This window comes from Clostridium sp. (assembly GCF_021372645.1).
Classification (GTDB): domain Bacteria; phylum Bacillota; class Clostridia; order Clostridiales; family Clostridiaceae; genus Clostridium.
In genome coordinates this window covers 1-23,971 of the sequence record NZ_JAJFUC010000075.1, presented here as the reverse complement: position 1 = coordinate 23,971, position 23,971 = coordinate 1, and the positions used below count along the sequence as shown (strand labels likewise).

Below are 23,971 nucleotides of genomic sequence, written 5' to 3'. Positions count from 1 at the left end.
TTATATAGATAAACACAGCGCAAGTTATACTTATACATTACAAATGCATGCCCCTTATTTCGGTAGGATATCCGAATAAGTATGATTTCCACTGTGGGTATCTACACTTATCTTATACTACTTCATTATCTAAATTTGCTCCAGTAAATTGGCTATTGTAAAGATCTGCATAGAAACCATTCTTAGCAAGAAGTTCATTATGATTTCCCATCTCAATGATACTTCCTTTATTCATAACTAGTATTAACTCTGCATCTCTAATTGTAGAAAGTCTATGTGCAATTACAAAACTTGTTCTATTTTGCATAAGCTCTGTCATAGCCCTTTGTATGTAGACTTCTGTTCTCGAATCAACGCTACTTGTAGCTTCATCAAGTATCATAATAGTTGGATTTGCAAGTATTGCTCTAGCTATAGTAAGAAGTTGTTTTTGGCCTTGAGATATATTTGAAGCTTCTTCATTTAGTATTGTATTATATCCATCTGGAAGAGTTTTAATAAAGTGATGTGCATGAGCTGCTCTTGCTGCTTGCATAACTTCCTCTTCTGTTGCTCCTTTTTTTCCATAAGCGATATTATCCATTATAGTACCATTAAATAACCAAGTATCTTGAAGTACCATACCAAACATGTTATGTAGCTCTCCACGTTTGATATCTCTTATATCTACTCCATCAATTGTAATTCTGCCAGCACCTATCTCATAAAAACGCATAAGCAAGTTAACAAGGGTAGTTTTACCAGCACCAGTTGGTCCAACAATTGCAATTGTATTACCTTGTTTTACACCTATATTCATGTTTTTAATAAGAGGTTCTTCTGTTTTATAGCTGAAGTTAACATTTTCAAATTTAACTTCTCCCTTAGGAAATTCTATAAGTTTAGCATCAGAAGCATCTGGAATCTCTTCAACTTCATCTAATAATTCAAATATACGTTCAGCTGAAGCTACTGTAGATTGAATTATATTAGCAATATTAGCAGTTTGGACTATTGGTTGAGTAAACTGATTTGAATATTGAATAAAAGCTTGAATATCACCAATAGTAATTTTACCTTGGATTGCTAAATAACCACCAACAACACAAACTATTACATATCCTATATTACTAACAAATCTCATCATAGGCATTATTATTCCAGATATAAACTGAGCTTTCCAACCTGAATTGTATAATCTATCATTAATATTCTTAAATTCTTCAATAGAATCATGTTCATGTCCAAAAGCTTTAACAATTTTGTGACCTGTATACATTTCTTCAACATGCCCATTGAGAGCTCCAATTTCTTTCTGTTGAGCTGCAAAATACTTTTGAGAGCGTTTTGCAACAAGAGCTGTTACCAAAATATAAAGTGGTAAAGTTAAAATAACAACCAATGTCATTAATGGACTTATTGTTAACATCATTATTATAATACCAATGATAGTAACAATAGACGTAATAAGCTGTGTAAGACTTTGTTGCAATGTTGTTGCAATATTATCAACATCATTTGTTACACGACTTAAAATTTCACCATGAGTTCTTGCATCAAAAAATTTAAGGGGTAAACGTGAAAGTTTATCTTCAACATCTTTACGAATATTATAAACAGTCTTTTGTGCAACTCCAGCCATAATATATTGTTGAAGAAATCCAAAAAGTGAACTTATTAAATATAATCCAAGCAACAATAAAATAACATTTCTTATATATGGAAAGTCTATGTTAGGCACTATAATGCTAGCAGCCTTACCTGTTTTAACCAAAGCAGCATTTTGGTTTATAGCTGTAAATTTTGCTATCAAGCCTTCAACTAATCTAGTTATTGCCCAACCAGAAATCTTAGGTCCTACTATAGTAAAAATAGTGCTGAATATTGCAAATATAAACACTAAAATAAAACTAATTCTTTGTGGCTTTAAATAACTTAAAAGCCTTTTTAAAGTTCCTTTAAAGTCCTTTGCTTTTATGACAGGACCACGTGCAAAGGAACCCATCGGTCCACCACCTGGACCGCCCATGCCACCCTTTGATTTATTTACATTTCTATTTTCACTCATGCTAATTCCTCCTCTGAAAGCTGTGAAGATACAATTTCATTATATACTGTGCAGCTATTTAAAAGTTCTTTATGAGTTCCCATGCCTGCAATGCAGCCATCATCTAAAACTATGATTCTATCTGCATCCATAACTGTTGCTACTCTTTGAGCAATAATAAGCACTGTAGATTTTGCAGTTTCATTTTTAAGTGCTGCACGAAGTTTTGCATCAGTTTTAAAATCAAGTGCTGAAAAACTATCATCAAAAATATATATTTCAGGCTTTCTGACTAAAGCACGTGCTATAGATAGACGTTGTTTTTGTCCTCCAGAAACATTTGTTCCTCCTTGAGCAATAACATGTTCATAACCTTCTGTCATTCCACTAATAAAATCTGTAGCCTGTGCTACATCAGCGGCATGCTGAATTTCTTCAATAGTGGCATTATCCTTACCATATTTAATATTTTCAGCAATACTTCCAGAGAAAAGTACAGTCTTTTGAGGAACAAAACCTATTTTTGCTCTAAGACTTTCCTGGCTTAATTCTCTTACATCTACACCATCCACAAGTACCGAGCCACTAGTTGCATCATAAAAACGTGGTATTAAATTTACTAAAGTAGATTTCCCTGAACCTGTACCACCAATAATAGCAGTTATTTCACCAGGCCTCGCACTAAAGGTTATGTTATTAATAGCTGGCTGATCTGCACCAGGGTAGCTAAAACTTACATCCTTAAATTCAACATACCCACTTTCTTTATCAGCAAGCATAGTCTTTTGTGGATCTAGGATTTCTGGTTCCATTTCTAATACTTCATTTATTCTTATGGCAGAAGCTTGAGCTCTTGGTATCATTATAAATACCATAGCAAGCATTAAGAAACCAAATAAAATTTGCATTCCATATTGAATAAATGCTATTAAAGAACCAATTTGCATTTTGCCTTCATCTATTCGTATGCCACCAAACCAGATAATAGCAACAGTTGTAACATTCATAATTAACATCATGATTGGCATTAAAAATGCCATAATCTTATTTACTTTTATAGCATTATCCATAAGATCAGTGTTTGCATCATCAAATCTAACTTTTTCGGTATCTATGCGGTTAAAAGCACGTATTACTCTAATACCTGTAAGTCCTTCCCGTAATACAAGATTCAATTTATCTATTTTTACTTGCATTAATTTAAATAACGGCATAGCAGATTTTAATGTTAATCCAATAATAATTCCAAGGAGGGGAATTACTATTGCAAAAATCCAAGTTAAAGGTGCATCCTCTCTTAAAGCCATAAAAATACCACCAAGGCCAGTTAACGGTGCAAAAAGCATAATAGAAAAAATCATTACAGTTACAGCTTGAATTTGAGTAACATCATTTGTAGTTCTAGTTATAAGGGTAGCAGTACCAATTTTATCGAACTCATGTAGGGAAAATCCTTCAACTTTAGTAAATAATTTATTACGAATAATCCTACCAAAACCTACAGCAGTTCTTGAAGATAGGAATGTAGCTATAACTGAGCATATAGCACCACCTGCTGAAATAAGTAACATGATTCCACCTGTTCTCATAATGTAATCCACACCTTGATAAGAACCACTAAAGCCTAAAAATGAAATAGTTTGAACTACATCCTTTTGTACTATGCCTTTGTCAACTATATCAGCCATCAAAGTTGGTAAATATAAATTTGCAAGGACTTGCGTAAAAATTAATAGAACTATTAAAACTATTTGTAATGAGTATTGTTTTAAAAACCTAAACAATTTAAACATTTTATATCATCTCCAGTCATTGTAATTTTTTTGATATATCTTAGTCTTGCTGAGAACTTAAAAGCTTTTTTAGTGCATCTAAGCCTTCAGAAATTTTATGAAGTTCTTCTGGGCTTCCTTGACCCATTATTTTTTCCAAATTCTTTTCAATTTTCTTATGAAAAGCTTTATGCATATCTTCAAAATTCGTAGATATACTTACATAAACTACTCTCTTGTCCTCTATGCTTCGTTCTCTTACCACTATTTCTTGCGCTTCAAGTCTATCAATAATGCCAGATACAGTACTATTTGATAAACAAAGTTGATTACTAAGATCTGTTATCTTCATTTTCTTATTCTTACTCAAAAGCGCTATAACCATACCTTGTGGTGCAGATATTCCTAAATCACCATGCAACTTTTTCATACTGTATTTAATTAAATGCATTACCTCTTGGAAAAGTCTTGCAACTTCTATACTCTCATTTATTGTGTCCATTTTATCTCCACCTTAAAATATATTTCGTTCTCGAATATTTCGACTGCGAATATTTCGTTTACGAAGTAAATTGTAATATCATAACTATTTTCTGTCAAGGTATTATTAAAATAAAAAACTTCGCGCAATTTTTACACGAAGCCTTTAGTCCTTATACAGTTTTAATGTAAAAACTGTCATTCCTTCTGTTATATCCATTATAATTATTGAATATAATATGTTAAATTATACCCTTAATTTTAATTTTTTATCACATTTTGTTGAAAAATCGCATAGTCTATTTATTAAGTGACAAACAAATAAAGGAGCAAAAACTTATGTACAGACACGATGACTGTATGTGTAAAGAACACGAGGATTATATGATTAAATCAAAAGATGACCATATGGATAAATCACATGAGGATTATATGATTAAATCAAAAGATGGGTGTATGTGTAAAACACATTATGACCATATGGGTAAATCAAAAGAATATGCGCGTGCATATATTATACCTCAAAAATATGAAAATTTATTTTCATGCAGAGAAGGATTTTTAATGGGTACAATCTTTAAAGATCTTTATAGACCATATCATGAATGTAAAAAAAATAAATGTGAGAGGTGATTTATTATGTGTCCGTGTAATGATATCTTAAAAAATATAATGATGTATCAGTTTTGTGCTATAGACCTTAACCTATACCTTGATAATTTTCCTGATGATAAAAATGCTAGAGAAGATTACGAGAAAGTATCTTGTAAATTAACTAGCTTAGTCCACGAGTATGAGAAAACTCATGGTCCATTAACAAACTTTGGTTCTGCTTTTGTAGAGGAACCAAAAGCTTGGGTCGATCAACCATGGCCTTGGGAAAATTATGAATAGGAGGAATAAAAACTTATGTGGTATTATGTAAAAACACTAGAATATCCAATAAATCTAAAATGTAAAGATCTTAATATGGCAAAATATCTAATAACTCAATATGGTGGTCCTGATGGCGAATTAGGTGCTGCTCTTAGATATTTAGATCAACGCTATACAATGCCAACTGGTAAATCCAAAGCACTCTTGACAGATATTGGGACAGAAGAGATGGGCCATGTTGAAATGATTGCAACTATGGTACACCAACTTATGGAAAATGCTACTGTTGATGAACTTAAGAAGGCAGGTCTTGGTGGAAATTATGCTGATCATAGAAAAGCAATTTTTTATACAGATGCAACCGGGAACCCTTGCCCTATGAAACTACGATATTGGGGAATTAGTTAAATGCTTTAAGAAATATTACAAAACACCCCTCATGTTGGATACGAGTTTCAACATAAGGGGTCTTTTGAATTGTTTTATTAAATTTTAACTTCGTGTAGTTTATTGTATCTATTTATCATTGAAGTCAAATCAAGCTTTAGGCATAATCCAAAAAATAACAAGTCAATATGCTAGTCTACTATATTAGGATATTTCTTATTATAAATTTTTGATTTTTGATCATAACTACAAAAATATTTTTCTCCGTTGTTTCTTTGAATTCCTTCACTCTTTCCGAGGACTAAGAATCCATTGTTATCCAAAGAATTATGGAAATTTTTTAGTATTTTCTCCTGCAGACTATCATTAAAATAAATAAATACATTTCTGCAAAGTATTAAATTAAATTCGTTTAAAGTTCCATTGCTAAGCAGGCTATGGTGGAAAAACAATATGTTTTTCATAAACTCTGGTTTAACCTTTATATACTCTTTATTAATGTCAAAATATTGAATAAAACTTTTTTCTCCTAATGCATTTCTATAATTACTTATGTCTTTATCTAATGTAGCTGTAGAATATATTCCATTTTTTGCCTCTTCTATGACATAAGGATTAAGGTCTGTAGCATAAATTTGGGTTTTACTTAACATTCCTGCTTCTTCTAACATTATAGCCAAGGAATAAACTTCTTTTCCAATGGAACAACCTGCACACCAAATTTTAATATGATTATATGAATTCAAATATGGCAATATCTTGGTTTTAATTAAAGCAAACACCTCAGGATCCCTAAAAAACTCCGTAGTATTTATTGAAAAATCAAGAAAAAGGTTATGAAAAACTTTTTGGTTGTTTAAAACCACATCTTTAAATAAATTAAAATTCCGGATGCCCTCTTTTATCATAGTTACGTTTATACGTCTCATTATACTATCTATTTGATATTCGGTATAATCATAGCCATATACAATGCTTAGTTCATTTAAGAAGCTTTGAACTTCTTCTTTATTTATAATTTGTATTTTATCAGATGAATTATCAGTTATTTTGTTGTAAGACCAACTTTTATTATCCTCTTTACATCTTATACCTAATTTTTGAAGATATGAATATAAATACTTCTGTGCAACGAAAACTGTACACTTCTGGAGTTCTTGTAAATCAAAAAGTATTTGCACAATAATTCCAGGAATTATATTAGCTTGTAAAAAAGTTATATTAATATTTTTATTTTCTGATAAGCTTAACAGCTTTATTAGTTCTACTTCATGCTCATGTTCTTCAAATTCTCCCAGAACAACTATTTCTGCTTCTACTTGTTTATAAATTATTTTAAAGTCCAAAATCTTCCTCCATTGTTTCTTAAGCTTTATTTATCCAAGCCTTTACTAAGGTTATAAGCACATCGTAATCAATTGGCTTAGAAATATAATCATTTGCTCCAGCTTCCATGCACTTTTCTCTATCGTCTTTTAAAGCTTTTGCTGTGGTAGCTATAATTGGTATATGTTTTATTACATTATTACTTCGTATAGCTTTAATTGCTTCATATCCATTCATAACAGGCATCATAATATCCATTAAAATTAAATCACAAACTTCATTTTCTAGCCTTTCCAGAGCAACTTTTCCATTTTCAGCTTCAATTATTTCTGCACCATACTCTTCTAAGGCAGCTGCAAGAACAAATATATTTCTTGCATCATCATCTACAATCAGTATTTTTTTATTCTCCAGATTCAATGCACTATCTTTACTAATCTTAGTACTAATAATATTATTATATTCTTTTTCGCTATTAACCTTTTGAAGTATTAAAGTTAATTCATCTAACAGCCTTTCAAAAGAATTTGTAGTCTTAATAATTATGCTGTCTGAATATAACATCATCTCTTTTTCCTGCTCGCTACTTATATCCATATCTGTATAAATAATGACAGGTATACTTAAATTCTTTTGTTTTAGTGACATATTAATCTTTTTTAATAAATCAATACCTTGTATGCCTGGCAAGCCTAAATCCAACACAATACCATCAATTTTATTTTCTTCTATAAACTTAAGGCATTCAGTTCCATTATTAGATGTTAATACACTAAAGCCTATCCCTTCAGATATATCTATAATGGATTGAAGTAAACTTATATTATCTTCAACGATAAGCAATCTTTTGTACTTTTCATCTTTTATCTCTTCAGATACATAATTTACTATACTCTTTTGTTCACTTCTAGTAGCTGCTGCCTCTTCCTCTTTATAGATAGCTTGTCCTTGAACTGTAAGAGGCAAATACAATGAGAAGGTGCTTCCCATGCCAAGCTCACTGATTAGTTTTATTTTTCCCTTCATAAGCTCACTAAGCTTGTTGCTTATGGATAGTCCTAGTCCTGTGCCACCATATTTTCTTGAGATAGATCCATCTCCTTGATGAAACTCATCAAAAATAATATCTAAATTATCTTTAGATATACCAATCCCTGTGTCCATTACAGAAAATACCAGGTTATTATCCAATTGGGCATCCCTTGCAATTTTTAGTTTTACATAACCTTCATGTGTAAATTTAAATGCATTAGATAAGAAATTTTTTAACACTTGAGAAATTTTTTCCCTATCCCCATAGATACTATCTCCAAACTCATCTTCGCATATAAATTCGATTTCTTTTCCAATTGCGATTTCATTAAACAAATCACTAAGCTCTTCAATAATCTCACTGGAATTAAAATATTCATAGTTTAATTCTACTTTTCCTGCTTCAATTTTTGATAAGTCTAAAATATCACTTATTAAACTTAATAGATCCTGTCCAGCTTTAAATATTACTTGTATTTTTTCTTGAGCATCTTGATTTGTAATATCTTTATTGCCCTTTATTAAAAGTTTTGATAATAATAGAATAGAATTAAGTGGTGTCCTAAGCTCATGAGAAATATTCGCCAAAAACTGAGTTTTATATTTATTTGCCATTTCATAATCTTTTGATTTTGCCAAAATCTCTATTTTGGATTTTTCTAATTCTTCATTTTTAATTATTAGGAGTTTTGCTTGCTCCTCCATAAGCAATTGATTTTCCTCAAGCTGAGCATTAGTTTTCTGCATCTCTTCACTTTGCTGTTGAAGTATTTGTTGATGCTCTTCAAATTGGGCATTAGTTTGCTGTAATTCTTCTGTTTGAACCTGAAGCTGCCTTTGCTGCTCTTCTAGCACTTCATTTGCATCTGCTAACTGAATTGACACTTCTTGTGCTTCTTTTGTTGCGTTTTTACTTATTTCCAGTAGGTGTTTAATTTGTTCATTTTGAATTGCAGAGTATAGATTTGTAGCAATTATATGACTTGCTGCGTCTATAAGATCCTGCTTTAATTCATTAAAAGTATCAAAGGATGATAACTCAATAACTCCACAAAGCTCATTATCATAAATTAATGGAAAAGCATAAATATTAAGTGGAGCTTCATTTATAGTTCCAGTACAAATTGTGCCTTCTGATTTTCTTACATTTTTAAGAAGTATTGGCTTTTTCTCTAAGGCTACTTGTCCAACTATTCCTTCACCAAGCTCATATGTATTAGATAATCTATCTCTTTCTGTAAAAGCAAATGAAGAATTTAAAATAAGTTTGTTTTCTTTATTATTATATATATAAAATGTTCCACTTCCAACATCTAATGACCTAGATAAGAAATTTATTACCCTTTGAGCCAATTCTCTTACCGAAATGTTTCCAGCAATTTGCTTATTCAAAGAATTTTGAATATTATTAATCCAAAATTCATTCTTTAATTTATTTATCAGCATATTATAGTTTCTAGCCATTTCTGAAATTTCATTGTTTTGCATTATTTCATATAAGTGTAATTTCCCTGACTCAGATATGTAAGCCATATGCTCTTTTAATTTATTAATCGGAGTTATTATACCTCTTATCATCATTATAAATGATAATGTTAGTGCACTAACTAGAATTACTAAAGTTATAATTATGCCTATTCTTGCTGAATTTTGCAGGTTATCTGATTGTTTTATTAAGTTAACTTGATTAGTTTTAGAAGTTAAATATATATTATTAAGATAAAGCTCAAGCTGTTCAGCAAAATCTGAACTTATTCCTCTCGATATCTCTAAAGACTCATCTTTTTTACCTGTTTGCACATCTGCAATGATTTTCTCCCGTTCTGGCTTCCACCACTTTGAAAGAAGGTCACTCGCGTCTTTTAAATTTCTTTTAGTATTAGAATCAACAGAATTTTCATCTATAATATCTAAGTTTCTTTGCAAATCGACTTCATATTGCGAAACTTTTTCTATTTGATTTTGAATCTCGTCACTATTTGATAATAAAATTACATCCTTAATTGAACTGCTAATCTCAACCAAATCGAATTTTGCTTTCACAGTAGCATCGGAAACCTTTGATGATTGAGTATATAACTTTTGCGTTACTTGTGCCAAGTTAGAAAGCTCCATTAAAGCAAAGGTACCAAATCCAATAAATGTTGTAATGCAAATAAAAAATAATATAAAAAATTTTTTCTTTATGCTAAAGTTTTTAAAAATATCCATAAATTTCTCCTTTAAAGTGGTTTCTTTAATTTTTCCATTTTGCTATATATTTGTCTGCATCTTTTGGAGTAACTAATTCATCTTCGAAAATTATTGTTTTCTCTACTTTTTCACCCTTAGCTGCTTTAACTGCATTATCTAAAACAGCGTGACTTTGACCAATTAAATTTGGGAATACTGTAACAGCTAATTTACCACTCTGTAAGTAATCTAGAGCATCAGGACTAGCATTTATACCTCCTACATTTATCTTTCCAAGTTTTCCTGCTTTTTCTATAGCCGTTAATGCGCCTATTGCTAATTCATCGTTTTCGCAAGCTACAACATTTATATCTTTGGCAGATTGAAGCCAAATTTCCATTAGAGCCCTACCTTTAGATCTATTCCAGTCCGCTGCTTGTTCCGCAACAATCTTCATGTCAGGATACTTTGCTATTACTTCATGGAAACCTTGAGTTCTAAGTCTCTGCCCATCCTGACCCATAATCCCCATGATAATTGCAACATTTCCTTTATAATTGACTTTTTTAGCTAGATATTCCATCTCCAATATGGCAGACTGTTTTTTGTTTGAATCTATAAAGCATACTGGATCATTTTCGTTATTAAATTTATTGTTAACGCTTATTATTGGAACCCCAGCTGCATTAGCTTTGTCGCTTATGGGATCAGTTGAATCTGTATCAACTGGATTAACAACTAGAACATCTACTCCCTTTGATATAAAATTTTCAGCCTGTTCCAATTCTCTATTGGAATCCCTTTGGGAATCAGCATATTCAATTTCAACATTATTTAAGGACTGGGAGTAATCCTTCATTTCCTTAATCATATAAGACATGAATGCGTCATTATAATCGTAGATACAAACGCCAATCTTAATCTTTCCATTATATTTTGTAATGTAATTTGTTTTCGCTGCACAACCAGTAAACAAATATGTGACTATAACAATAACAAGTATCATTGATAAAATTTTTTTCATTATTTGCTCTGCCTCCCTAAAAATATATATCAGAAAATTCTACATCAATTTTTGAAATTACATTATTGAAAATATTATTAGCGACATTTTCAGGAATTTGATCATTATTCATTTTTCTAATAGGAATTTCAACAATGAATTCACTTCCCTTTTTATATTCACTATTAACTCGTATAGTTCCGTTATGCATTTCAACAAGAGACTTCACGAGATTAAGTCCAATACCGCTGCCCTCATTGCTCCTTGTAAGAAGGTTGTCCACTTGCTTGAATCTGTCAAAAATCATATTTATTTCATCTTTAGGAATTCCAATGCCTGAATCTTTGGTTCTAATTTGAACTGAATCATTAACATTACTAATACTTACAAAAATATTTCCATCTTTAGGTGTAAATTTTATAGCATTAGATAAAAGATTTAAAATAATTCTTTCAATAGAATCCAAATCACAAGCAAGAATTACCTCTTCAACATCCGTATCAAATGTTATTTTAATATTTTTTAATCCTGCATATTCCACTACTGATGTTACAATAGCTTCTACAACCTCAACAATATTACAGTTTGATAAATTAAGAGGAAAATTACTAGAATCTATTTTTGTAATATCTATCAGATTATTAACTATTCTTATAAGCCTATAACAATTTTGAATCTGAGAATTTAATTTTATGTATATTTTTTCTTTATCAATAACTTTATCATTTTCAAGATGATATTTCGTTAGTTGGGTTGTTCCAAGCAGAATATTTAAAGGAGTTCTCAGTTCATGAGATATATTTGCGAGAAACATATCTTTGGCCTCATTAGCTGCTTCTGCTATATTTTTTGCTCTTTTTAATTCCTCAGCTTGCTCTTGCAGACGCATATTCATTTTTCTTTCTTTTTCAATAAGTTTCAAATATACATTTATTCTGTTTATGAATAAAAAGTCATTGATAGGTTTAGTAAGATAATCTACTGCCCCTATTTCAAAACCTTTTTTCTTAAACTCCTCAGTTATATAAGCTGCTGTTAAAAACACGATGGGAATATGTTCTGTTTTTTTTCTACTTTTTATTATTTTTGCCAGTTCAAATCCATCCATCCCACTCTTCATATGTACATCTAAGATAATCAAATCTACTGAATGTTTCATGAGTTCATGTAATGCCTTTGTTGAAGTGTCTGCTAGGATCACCTGTGCACTTATATATTCTCCTATAAGGGCTCTTGCAGTGAATAAATTGTTTTGATTATCATCGACAACTAAAATTGTATATAAATTATCTGATACCATATTTGAATACCTCTCTTACACGTTTAATAATATCTAACTATATTTTTATCAAACTAATTAATAATCATATCCTATTTATCTATTTTTTTACTTTTACCGATTAATTATATCACAAGCTTATCATAATATGAAATATTTTGTTAACTATTACAATTTTAAAGATTAAAAAAGTAGGAATCTTTAATAGACTCCTACTTTTCTCAGTACTTTCAACATTCTAAACTAAACACTTAAAATTCTAAAAATCAATTTATTTTATACCATTTCCGTGAACTTGTATAACTACTGAAGGATTTAATAAATCTATAGTTTTTATTAACTGATTATAAGTTCCATGTGCTGATAATCCTATATCAAATAAGTTTACATTTATTGAATCATAAAACATTAAATCTTTATATTCTTGATTATGCTCAGGTATATATCCAACTTTAATTACAGTATAATTACTATGAATATTATCATTTTGAATATAATTTAAATATTGTTCAGATTTACTTCCTTTATTTAGCATTCCAGAACTACATATTATAATATCATATATATTCAAATTATCCCGAATACCATAACAAGAATTAATATCTATATTTTTATTAATTTTTAGGAATGAATTTTTCAAGTAATATTTTGTTATCTCTGTAGCATTACCATCGATTAAAATTTTATATTCTTTACTTAAATCTTCTAATATCTTTGCTACTTCTTGAGCTCGTCCAATCGCAAAAGATGGTATCAGAACTTGTATTCCATATTTTAAAGATGACTTTACTATTTCTTTTATACTTTTCATTCTATCTAAATAACTTAAACTAAATTTTTTATCTCCATAAGTGGTTTCTATAATTAAATAATCTATTTTACCTTTATCTTTAAGGTTCATTCCTAATACAGAACTCTGATTATTTAGACAAAAATCACCAGTAATCATAATTCTTTTTTCATTTCCCTCAATTATATATCCAACAGATCCTAATATATGCCCATTCTTAAATGCTTTTATTTTAAATCTCCCTAAAGTAAAGTTCTCATTATCATCTATTATTGTAACATTATTAAATACAAAATCTTTATTAGTTCTTCTTATTAATTGTTCTGTCTCTAAAGTCATATAGCATTTGATATTGTATTTAGTAAGCTCATTTAAACTACCATAGTGATCAAAATGTGCGTGGGTTATAAGAACTCCTTGAATACAATTTATACTTATATTATTTTTTTCAAAAAACTCTTTTACATTAATTTTATTAATATAACACTCTCTCTCTATAGAAGCTCCACAGTCTATAATAAGTACATTATTTTTGTATTCTATTAAATGCATGTTCATCATATGCTGAGATTTATATGATAATATAGTATAATTATCATCTTCATAATCAAAAGAACTATATATTCTACATTCTTTATTTAATTTAAAATCTTCTTTTTCATATTCCTTTGGTTTTTTATCAATTAATTTTTGGGCTATTAAAGAATATTTATCATCTTTAAATTTGCCTAAAATACTACTAATAATATATCTTATATCTAGTTTTTCACTTTCATATAACATATTTTCTAAAGACCTTATGTTTTCTTCAATATTAATATTATTAACTATACTAATAAAAAATATATATATTTCCTTATAAACACTTTCATTAAAACTTCTAATTACACTTTTTAATCCATCATCTTTAAATAATAAGAAACATTGTAATATATGATTTTTTATTATTGGATTATAAACAAAATCATTAATACTTTCTTTATAGTTAATAAACATTCTATAACTTTCATGTTTATAGCCTAATTTAAACAAAGATAATATATGGTATATTATTGAAATTGACTGATGTTTGCATTTTTCACTATAACATATGCACTTTAAATACTCTTTATTAAGATAACTATAAAAAACTAAAATTGGCAAAATAGAATCATTAGAATTAAGATAAAATTCCTTTTCAAAATTACAAGGATTATATTTTTTATCATCCTTTATAACATCATTAATATTCATTTAAGCTTCCAACTCTGATGGTGGAATATAATCCTTTAAAATGCTATTTGCCTTTGTTTTTATCTTAATATTAAAGTCTGGATTTTTTGCTATAAGGAATAATGTATTTTGATAAAGCTTTATAGTATCTTCATTAACCAAATCACCCAATGTATTAATTATAGCATTTTGCATTAAACTTGATTTAATAATCCTTTTATATAAACTTGATTCCTTATCATTTATCATGTTTAAAATAATTTGTCTTGAGGCTATATTATTATATTCCCTTATGAAAGTCTTAATTATCTTTAAATATTTGCAAAAATCACTTTCATTAGCTTGAACTATTAATTCTTTAAATCTCTTCTCTATTTTTCCTGTTAAAGCTTTATTTCTATTTATACAACCTCTAATTATTTTTTTATAATCACTTATATTCCCAATTTTTTCTTCAAAATAATCTTTAGCCAAAAAATCAGATACAGAATCATCACCTAATATTATTCTAGCTCCCCATTCATAAGGTTTAATATCAGTAATATTTTTATTAGTTCTACAAATTTCTATACTTTTATCACTTCCCAATAAAGCCAATGATAATGCAGTATCTTTTATATCATCACTATCAATTTTAGTCTTATTTTTATTATATAATTCATATAAAAATTTAGAAGCATAATCTTTATCAGTTGAATATCTAAGAGCAAGCAAAGCACTTTTTCTTTTGTTTTTGGTTGCAATAAAATTTTTTGAAAAGTAATCTTCATTATTTTTTATACCACTTCTTGCTATTTGTATAAGTTCTGACAGATTGCTACCCTCTGGTTTCATATCTGTGCCTGATAATTCTACAGCAATTCTATCAAGAACCCTTCTTCCAAAACGAGTTATTCCAGGTCTTGAACTTTTTACATCCTGTATAGCCTTAACTCCTTTTATTAAAAATTTTTCTTCAAACTTATTTGAAAATAAGTTTCCGATTTGAATGTCTACCTCATAATCACTATTCAAATTACAAACCATATTTAATATCATATCTAATGCTTCTTCATTTCCTGACATAAGAAGAGTTGTAAAACATTCTAATTTAACTTCACTCCTATCGTGGAACTCATTATAAATTAAAGATAGTATGTCCATATTATTTAATGCTTTTGCTGCTAAAATTGATATTTTTTGTTGGTTACTCCACGTCCAATTTTTACATATATGTCTTATTACCTTTTCTCCTTTAACTTCATTTCTTACAAGGAAATATTCTATAACCTCAGCTAAGCACACTCTTAAACTTAAATCTGTTAATCTATTATTAATTAATTTTGATGCATACAATATTGCTTCTACTGGATAAACATTATTCTTTTCTATATCTTTTCCAATTGATTTTAAGTCTTCTTTTATCTTTCTAAATTTAGAGTTATTAAATTCTGCATGACTAATTTCATTAAAATAAGAAACCAAAGATCTTATATCAGTAACATCAAATTGCCATATAAATAATCTATTTTCACTTTCATTTGTAGGAGGTGCTCCTGTAGAAGGAGAAATTTCCTCGTTAGCAGAAAGCCTAAAATTATTACTTGTTGCTAAAGCTTCTCTAAATTTATCTTCCATTATACTCATACCCTTAATTCTCCTATTCATTCTCAAATTTAATATCAGTTTCTGATGATAACTCAAATTCTTGATCACATAATCCATCATTAACAACAATTTTAAATGTCAAATCTTTAAATTTATCTATCTTATAATAAATATCAGCAGGAGTTCCTATTTTTACTGGAGGATCGAAACTTCCTCTCCAAGCTCTTTGAATTCTCATCTTTGAATCCAATTCATTATCTCCAGCATATAAATTAATCTTTATTCCCGAAGGACTTGCTGTTCTAAACTCTCCTATTATCTTTCCCTCACAGGGTACTTGAGTACCTTTGGGAATTACAATTTTAGGTAAACCTTTCACCAAATCAATCATTATCGCTTCTGATGTTATTGGATTATCGATTATACTTGTACCTTCTTGATTTAACTCAGTAGGTTCAGGATCTATTATTATTTTTTCATTAACTTTATCTATATCTATAGAATAATAATGATATATTGCAGCTCCTATAGCACAAGCATCCATAGGATTAGGTGCGACAATTATTCTATTTTCATTTAATTTCATTATTTCTAAAACTCGTTCTTTTATGTTTTTATATTGAGACATTCCTCCAGTTAAAAAAACATAATCAATTGAATTTACATCAATATTGTAATCTTTTAATGTTTTTATTATTGGCTCTTCTATGTTTTTATATCTTGATATCTGAGTTGAGTCTTTTATCTTCACCTTAGGTTTAAAATAAAGTGATGCTGTTGCTGTATCAAATTCTTTTTTGGTAATGGAGAACTTTTCATCCTTTTCATCATAAAAGCGTTCAAAAATATATTCATATTTCAATTTTTCATCATTCAGAATATCTCCAAATAGTTCTATATCTCTTGAAAATTTTTCCTTAGCTCTTTCGCAAAATGCAACTAATTTATTTTCTATAACAGCTCTTTCTTTCATACTTAAAATTTTTGGATTAATTGAGTTTTCATTTAGGTATTTATTAAATAGAAATTCAGCTGCTCTTTCATCAAAATCAATACCACCAAGTTCTTCATATCTTCCAACACCCTTTTGCTTCAAAGAAATATTAATTCCATTTTGCTCAACATCTACAATACATACATCACATGTACCACCACCTATATCAAATACAAGAATTCTCTTAATAATAGAAAAATCTATTTCCCTATCACTTTCATCTTGAAGAGATAATTCATTTATATAAGATATTAATGCTGCTGTTGGTTCCGTAACTATATTTATTTGTTCTTCTTTAAAGCCCGCTTTTTGTGCTGCAATTTTTGTATCTCTTATTTGGTCATTGGTAAATGAAGCTGGTACTGATATTGTCACTCCATCTATTTGTCTATTTGCAAATGTTTTTTCAGATTGCAACTTACATACTCTAATGATTTCAGCAGCAACATCTCTAGCCTTAAACTCCATATCATCAATTTTCCACGTATGCTCAAGTCCCATATATCGTTTAGTATTATATATGGTTCTCAATGGTTGATTTATCTTTTGTGCCTTTGCAAATAATCCAGATTCTACTATTTTTTCACCTTTTCTTTTATATAATACAGAGGCAAAACCTTTACTGAAAACTACGTTGTTACCTGTTTCATCACGTTGTGGAATCTCTATTGTAGTTGCTCCAAAACCATAAATATGCTTTTGGCCCTTAGCAACAACTGTATTAGTGGTACCTAAATCAATGCCTATTATATTTCCTTTTTCTCTGGTCATTTTCACTCCCCCTTTGTTATCATTGGGTTTAATAAGACTGTCTTCTTATTTGAAAAAGCAGTATTAATATATATCCATGAAGGATATTTTATTTTAACCTGATTTTCTTTATTCTCAATTATTTCATCAGCTAAAGCTTTATTACATCTATAGATTTCAATCTCCTTTTCACTAACTGTTAATTTACTATTAAAATCAAATTCTGGATTTTGTAATATCCCCAAATTTTCAAGATTATAAATAAGATTTGTTGATAACCTTTTCATATCATTTAGATTTAAATCTTCCTGTTCTTTAATACAAGCATTTATCTTATCAATGAAAAGATTTTCAGGATCATTTAAACATTTAAACATATCCCTTATACCTTTTAAATAGGCATTTTCTTCGTTAATCTTACTTTCCTTAGATAATTGATAATATTTTCGTCCCTCTTCACTAAGTTTTTTCACATAATCTGCAATTTTCATTGACAAAATATTTTTCTCATATTTAACTCTTTCATATTCATTTTTTAATTCATTATATTTAGAATTAATATTCTTACTTTCTGTGCCCTGCTTACTTTGTTCTTTTAATTTCTCCTTAAGTATCTTACTACTTTCTAAAATATGCTCTAATAAATCATCAACTGTTTTCTCATTGTCCACTTTTTCAACAGCAACTATAGTTGCTTCTATAGAACCTTTTAATTTTTCTGTTGGAATAAATGTCTCAATCTCTGCTAATTTTTGTTTTATTAAATCTATTCTCCCTTTAAATAATTCGTTTATAATCCTATAATTAAACTCTTTTTTATAACATAAATTTATTATGTTACCAAGTTTCTCTAGTTGTAGTATATTTAAATGATTTTTTAAATTACATTCACTTAATATACAATCAAATTTAAGTTTTATATCATTAGATCTATTACCTTCAAATTTATTTTCATTTATTAAAATCATTATTCTTAAATAACTTGATAATATATAGAGTTCTTCTTTTTTTATATTCTTTATTTCAAGGTATCCCTCATTATTTAAAAAATCATACTTTAAATTTTTAATTTCTGAATTAATATTGTTTTTACATTCTTTTTCTATATTCTCTAAAGAATATTTTTCAGTAGAAATGTATTTACTCCAATTGCTTCTAACTTTAGTTTCTAAAGTTTGCTTTTCTTCATTTAAAACTGCTTCTAATATAAGAATCTGGTTCATAAGACACCAAACTAAATAATCATATTTAAAAGGAAACTTACCTTCGTTACTTAATTCATTTTCTATCATCAATTAATTCCTCCATCTTTTCTTTTTTAATATTCTTTGTGTTTGATTCTTAACTTTTTTATTGTTTCTAGTAAACTCTAATTATTACCATTACTTTACAATTATATTGAATTGATACCAATAATATACTTTTAAACATTTATATTTAATTATTAAACTAACTTGAATTAAAAAAGAATCCTATTTTTCTACGTCTCTTTCATTTATAGGAACTACATTTTCAAGTAGCCCATTATCTTGTATATACCTAATTGCTTCATCAAATTCCTCAATGCTCATTCCTATTTGTCTCTAATCTAATAATTTGGGGATAACAACGCCTTCAAATTTATAGCTTATCATGTTTTTCATTAATTCCAATATTATTTTTACATCTTAGTTCATATTCTCATCCCCTTTATATATTAATTATACCAAAGTAGGTAAGTTCTTTCCAAATATTTCAAATAAATATGCAATATACCACTAGATATTATATATATTTTTTGTTTCTACTGGCTTATAAGCATAATAAAAATACCCCGTATAGTCTACATATATCTCAAGTATAAACTTAAGAATTCAACTTTACAGGGTATTTTATTTAAATGGGTATAGTATGTTAGGAGTGTTATACTCTCAATATACTATTCATTCTTAAGTCTAATTTTCTGACGCGAAATATAAATTTTAGTTAAATTTATAAATAAATGCAGATAACGGCTGAACGCTCCTGGACATTGTGCCTCTTGAGGGTATAAGTTCAACTAAGAATTTCATAAAAAAAGTATTTTAAAAATAACTATATCCAATTTCATATAAATGAAATATAATATAAAATTGGAGATAGTTATATAATTTTGTATTATATTTAATTAATTAAGAAACAGTGTTTTAACAAGGAGAAAATCAAATGATAAGAGATTCTTTAACAGTATTACTTTTACTCACAGTAATACTTGGAGTTATATTTTTACTTTATGCAACAGGTATTTTAAGACGTAAAATAGTAATAACAACAATTGAGAACTTGCCACTAGGCATATTCAAAGAAAATAATGTACAAGTCCAAGAGGAAACAGTAAAGACATCTATCCAAGAAAATTCTAAAAGTGATGAAAATAAGCTAATAGAATGCACTAATATACCAGATGAAGAGATTGTATATTGGACGCCACAAGGGCAACACTACCATAAGATGCAGAATTGTAGAACTTTACTAAGAAGCAAAGTAATTAATTGCGGTTCGATAAATGAAAGTGGTAAATTAACTGAGTGCCATAAATGCAATTAAATTTATTTTAATATATTTATATAGTTTTTATACATACTTAGATTTTTGAATAAACAAGAATTGTAAATAGTAGATGCATATAAACACAAAAATCCAAACATATCAGCAGAGCTTTTTAGTTAGTTTCCTTTGGATTTTCTGCCTTTTATGAAAAGTTAAAACAATATAAAAAGCCTAAAGTAGAAAATATCTTTCTACTTTAGGCTAAAATTTTTGACATTTCCATAGCTATTAAATTACACAACTTGTACCTGGTAATTTTTAGACTTCAGAGGTATTTGCACTCCTTAGGCGTGCTTTCTACAATTACCTCGCAACGTCCTACTCTGCCACACAGTCCCCTATGCAATACTATCTGGTGCTATAGACCTTAACTTTCCTGTTCAGAATGAGAAGGGGCTTTATCATTTTCTGTAAAACATGTTATCAAAAAATATTTTATCCTTTAGAATTGTTATATTAGTTCCATACTCATTAGTGATTTTTTCAGATTTTCCTCCACTAACTGGAATTTTATAAAGATTTTCATTGTCTGAATAATTTACATAATAAACATAATCATGACTTGCATTTATAAATGTAGATTTGTTATTAGATAATTTCGCTTTTCCAGTCCCATCTCCATTTATTTTATATAACTTATTATCATCTGACTTATTACTATAGAATACAGTATCTTCGCATACAGTCATAAATAACGTTTCATCATCACAAATTTTTGTATTCTCACTGCCATCTAATTTCATTCTGTAGATTTTATATCCATCAGATATATTGGTGTAATAAATCCATTCATTACTTACAGTCATATCTTCTGCAGCACTAGAATTAAGCTTTATTCTACAAGTACCATCTAAGGATATCTTGTATATATTATTTAAATCAATTGAATGGGAGTTAGTTCTTTTAACATAATATATCCAATTTCCCTCTAAAAACATATTACCTGTTACCTCATTTGCTATACATGTGTTTTCTGTTCCATCTTTTTTAACTTTATTTATACTATGATGAAAAGGATCCTTCCAATTACTATAATAAATCCAGTCATCTACAAGATTAAGATTCCATACTCTATTTGTAATTACTTGTGTATTATAGCTTAAGTCACACAAATCCTTCCTAGGCGGATCATTTTTTTTCATTTTATATAAATAATCAGGGGCTGCTCCATAAATATCTCCAACTCTGTTTATATAATATATATAATCATCATCTTCTACAGCCATCACATCGTTTACAATGTTACCTGATGAATTAGAAACCTTTGAATCATCATTTTTAGGAGCATTTGAACTGTTATAGCAGGTAAAATTAAAATTATATATTTTGTCATAAGTACCATATGAGTTTTGATCTATTCCATTAGTTGAAGATTTCTTTACAAAAATCATAACTTTGTAATTACCTTCAGTTAGTGGCTGATTATCTTCCTGGTTTTGGTGCAGTTGAATTATATAGTACCGTAGTTCCTCTAAACATATAAACACATTGCATATTTACATCTAGTGGAAGTGAATTATTGTGTATACAGAAAAATAAATCTGCATTTAAAAGATTTGCGGGATCTGTTCTATCCAATAATCCTACATTACTATCATCATCTCTGGTTATATATATACGATATCCTGCTTTTTCAAGATTTTCTTTTACTCTTTTAGATATATCTAAATTTAATTGCTTTTCATAAGTAAAATTAGCTGTCGTTCCAAGCTCTGAACCCCCATGACCAGGATCAATAATTATTATTTTAGAATTATCTTTAACTTTTTCTTTAAAAGTAACATCTATAAAAGTTTTAAATTCATATTTATTGTCTCCTAATGGAGAATATCTTCTTTTTACTAGATTGATTTTAATATCTATTTTTCCAGAAGTCTCAATATCAACTTTTACTGTATTACTATTAAGTTTATCTAGCTTTATGCTCTTTATATACTTATTGTCTTTCAAAATTGAACTAAAGTTATCAGCTGAACCAGTAACATTAACTTGTGAAATAGTTATTTCAACCTTATTACCATTAATGGATTCAGAATACTTGGGCTCTACTGTATATTTTCTAATATCTCCTGCCTCAGATTCTGCGCATGAACATGAAATTGGAATTCCTAAAGCTCCTTTATGCTTAACTTGATAATATTTAAAAGCATTCTGCTGTAAATCATACACTTTACTATTACTAGCTTCACTTGTAGTAGTAGTTTCTGCATTACAATAAGAAACTGGTAATATGAAAATGCAGGCTAGTAGCATTCCAAGGACTATACATATAAATTTTCTCATAAATATTTACCCTCACTAAATTTTTCTCTATACTGTAGATATATTTTGATTCTATTTTTTCATAGATTGCTTTACACTATTCATTTACTATAGTAGTTAAGCCAGATATACATTTAGCAGAATGCTGGTACTTATGGTATGGTTCTCCGTTACATCCCTATAGGAGGTTTTTGCTATTTAATAATAAATGGCTTAACCATTTTAGTATAAGCCATCAACAACATTGTTTATAATTCTCAAATTAAGAATATTGAGTCATATAATTATCTTTATAAATAGAATTTTATTTTATACTTACCAAATTAAAGGAATTAAACGATAATGTGTTTTTAAGCAATAATCTTTATATCCCTTAAGTTCTCTTAAAAGTGTTTCTTCTTCATTTTTTATCCTAATTATAGTTATAGGTATTATCAGAAACATAGGTATTATGGAAAAATAAGACCCAAGTGCAAGTGGCATAAATAATGCCATTATTATCATTCCTAAATACATAGGATGGCGAACTATTGAGTATGGACCAGATGAAATAACATGTTGTTCATTTTCTACTTGTATAACAGTGGATGCATAACTATTTTCCTTGAAAACATAAAATATAAAAATATATGCTGCAAAAACAATAATGTTTGATAAAATTACAATCCATAATGGTTCATTTGACCAATGAAATCTAAAATCAATACCAGGTAAAATAAAACCAATATAATATGCTTTTAAAAATGCTGGAGTTTTTTTATTTTGTTTCGCTTGCTTCATCTTTGTTCGCCTTACTAGAAATTCAGGATTCCTTTTTATAAAATAACCCGCAATAAAAAAAGTTATTATTGAGAAACCTAACCAAAAAATCCATGCTTGCCAAAATTTTGTTGTTCCTGCTAGAAGAAATAAAGTAATCCATATAATAATCATAAGTACAATTGGAACTGTAAATACCTTCTTCTTTGATATATTATTATTTCCCAATAATATTACCTGGTTTCTAAAACCGTAACAAATAATAACATATACTATCTATTACAATTTTTCATCTTATCCATTAAATAAGACGGTAGTATCACAGGATTCAACTACTTAGGTTAGTACTGTTATACTAAAATTCCATATAGCCTTTATAATTCAATATTCTTATAAAGTACAACAGAATTGCGAGTGTTACTCAGCCCCTAATATGATTATCCACCAAAGCCTTTCCTACTAGGTGTACTTTGGCAGTTTATCTTACATTAAAGCTATTATAAACTTACTATTCCAAGTATTTTCTTCCTGTTAACTAACCATAAACCAGGATTCTCACCTACCTTTCTTTTTATATTTTTATTAATTTCGTTCCATCTTGACCATTCATTTTTCTTATTAAATTTATCTGAATTTATTACTAATCTGTCTTTTAATATCTTTGGTACTTTTTCTTTTAAGTTATAACTTCTTCTG

At 28.5% G+C, this 23,971-nt stretch carries 17 protein-coding genes and 2 pseudogenes; 4 read left to right on the top strand and 15 right to left on the bottom strand.

The genetic code is table 11. The features are described from left to right. Window positions 1-112: 112 nt before the first annotated feature. Genes LLF98_RS12015 through LLF98_RS12005 form a run of 3 tightly spaced genes read right to left on the bottom strand, consistent with a single transcriptional unit; the run spans window position 113 to window position 4,300 of the window. Window positions 113-2,047, bottom strand: a complete 1,935-nt coding sequence (locus tag LLF98_RS12015; RefSeq protein WP_291703891.1) for an ABC transporter ATP-binding protein — start codon at window positions 2,045-2,047, stop codon at window positions 113-115. Further along, window positions 2,044-3,819 (bottom strand): ABC transporter ATP-binding protein, encoded by a 1,776-nt coding sequence (locus tag LLF98_RS12010; protein ID WP_291703889.1) that lies wholly within the window; start codon window positions 3,817-3,819, stop codon window positions 2,044-2,046. Before LLF98_RS12010 ends, LLF98_RS12015 begins: the two co-directional genes overlap by 4 nt. A gap of 40 nt (window positions 3,820-3,859) precedes the next feature. After that, complete coding sequence (locus LLF98_RS12005; protein WP_291703887.1) at window positions 3,860-4,300, bottom strand: MarR family transcriptional regulator; 441 nt, start codon at window positions 4,298-4,300, stop codon at window positions 3,860-3,862. Between the two features lie 458 nt (window positions 4,301-4,758). On the opposite strand from LLF98_RS12005, the gene LLF98_RS15445 reads away from it, so the two are divergent. The 3 genes and pseudogenes from LLF98_RS15445 to LLF98_RS11990 form a co-directional block, all read left to right on the top strand. Next, window positions 4,759-4,911, top strand: a complete 153-nt coding sequence (locus LLF98_RS15445; protein ID WP_366512108.1) for a spore coat associated protein CotJA — start codon at window positions 4,759-4,761, stop codon at window positions 4,909-4,911. A gap of 6 nt (window positions 4,912-4,917) precedes the next feature. Next, complete coding sequence (locus tag LLF98_RS11995; protein WP_291703883.1) at window positions 4,918-5,172, top strand: spore coat protein CotJB; 255 nt, start codon at window positions 4,918-4,920, stop codon at window positions 5,170-5,172. Between the two features lie 15 nt (window positions 5,173-5,187). Continuing rightward, window positions 5,188-5,526, top strand: a pseudogene (locus LLF98_RS11990) (manganese catalase family protein); the annotation flags it as partial. A gap of 206 nt (window positions 5,527-5,732) precedes the next feature. On the opposite strand, the gene LLF98_RS11985 reads toward LLF98_RS11990, so the two are convergent. The 8 genes from LLF98_RS11985 to LLF98_RS11950 form a co-directional block, all read right to left on the bottom strand. Then, complete coding sequence (locus LLF98_RS11985) at window positions 5,733-6,887, bottom strand: protein-glutamate O-methyltransferase CheR (protein ID WP_291703881.1); 1,155 nt, start codon at window positions 6,885-6,887, stop codon at window positions 5,733-5,735. Between the two features lie 19 nt (window positions 6,888-6,906). Next, window positions 6,907-10,110, bottom strand: a complete 3,204-nt coding sequence (locus LLF98_RS11980) for a response regulator (RefSeq protein WP_291703879.1) — start codon at window positions 10,108-10,110, stop codon at window positions 6,907-6,909. 25 nt (window positions 10,111-10,135) lie between these two features. After that, entirely contained in the window at window positions 10,136-11,095 is a 960-nt protein-coding gene (locus LLF98_RS11975; RefSeq protein ID WP_291703877.1) for a substrate-binding domain-containing protein, read from the bottom strand. Between the two features lie 16 nt (window positions 11,096-11,111). Next, the gene (locus tag LLF98_RS11970; RefSeq protein ID WP_291703876.1) at window positions 11,112-12,374 is read right to left on the bottom strand and encodes a hybrid sensor histidine kinase/response regulator; all 1,263 of its coding nucleotides are present in this window, start codon (window positions 12,372-12,374) and stop codon (window positions 11,112-11,114) included. Window positions 12,375-12,624: 250 nt separating this feature from the next. Beyond that, window positions 12,625-14,376: an MBL fold metallo-hydrolase gene (locus LLF98_RS11965; RefSeq protein WP_291703873.1), complete on the bottom strand. Its 1,752-nt coding sequence runs from the start codon at window positions 14,374-14,376 to the stop codon at window positions 12,625-12,627. Beyond that, complete coding sequence (locus LLF98_RS11960) at window positions 14,377-15,981, bottom strand: hypothetical protein (RefSeq protein ID WP_291703871.1); 1,605 nt, start codon at window positions 15,979-15,981, stop codon at window positions 14,377-14,379. A gap of 13 nt (window positions 15,982-15,994) precedes the next feature. Further along, window positions 15,995-17,707: an Hsp70 family protein gene (locus LLF98_RS11955; RefSeq protein ID WP_291703869.1), complete on the bottom strand. Its 1,713-nt coding sequence runs from the start codon at window positions 17,705-17,707 to the stop codon at window positions 15,995-15,997. A 2-nt stretch (window positions 17,708-17,709) separates the two neighbouring features. Continuing rightward, a complete protein-coding gene (locus tag LLF98_RS11950) occupies window positions 17,710-18,978 on the bottom strand; it encodes a hypothetical protein (RefSeq protein ID WP_291703867.1) in 1,269 nt (422 codons plus the stop codon). Between the two features lie 892 nt (window positions 18,979-19,870). Here LLF98_RS11950 and LLF98_RS11945 point away from each other — a divergent pair. Further along, window positions 19,871-20,251, top strand: coding sequence for a hypothetical protein (locus tag LLF98_RS11945; protein ID WP_291703865.1), 381 nt, complete (start codon window positions 19,871-19,873; stop codon window positions 20,249-20,251). A gap of 404 nt (window positions 20,252-20,655) precedes the next feature. On the opposite strand, the gene LLF98_RS11940 is transcribed toward LLF98_RS11945, so the two are convergent. The 4 genes and pseudogenes from LLF98_RS11940 to LLF98_RS11925 form a co-directional block, all read right to left on the bottom strand. Next, the gene (locus LLF98_RS11940; protein ID WP_291703864.1) at window positions 20,656-21,645 is read right to left on the bottom strand and encodes a DUF5050 domain-containing protein; all 990 of its coding nucleotides are present in this window, start codon (window positions 21,643-21,645) and stop codon (window positions 20,656-20,658) included. 31 nt (window positions 21,646-21,676) lie between these two features. Then, the gene (locus LLF98_RS11935) at window positions 21,677-22,537 is read right to left on the bottom strand and encodes an N-acetylmuramoyl-L-alanine amidase (RefSeq protein ID WP_291703862.1); all 861 of its coding nucleotides are present in this window, start codon (window positions 22,535-22,537) and stop codon (window positions 21,677-21,679) included. A 294-nt stretch (window positions 22,538-22,831) separates the two neighbouring features. Continuing rightward, a complete protein-coding gene (locus LLF98_RS11930) occupies window positions 22,832-23,503 on the bottom strand; it encodes an isoprenylcysteine carboxylmethyltransferase family protein (protein WP_291703860.1) in 672 nt (223 codons plus the stop codon). A 269-nt stretch (window positions 23,504-23,772) separates the two neighbouring features. Beyond that, window positions 23,773-23,971: pseudogene (locus LLF98_RS11925) on the bottom strand (IS200/IS605 family accessory protein TnpB-related protein); the annotation flags it as partial.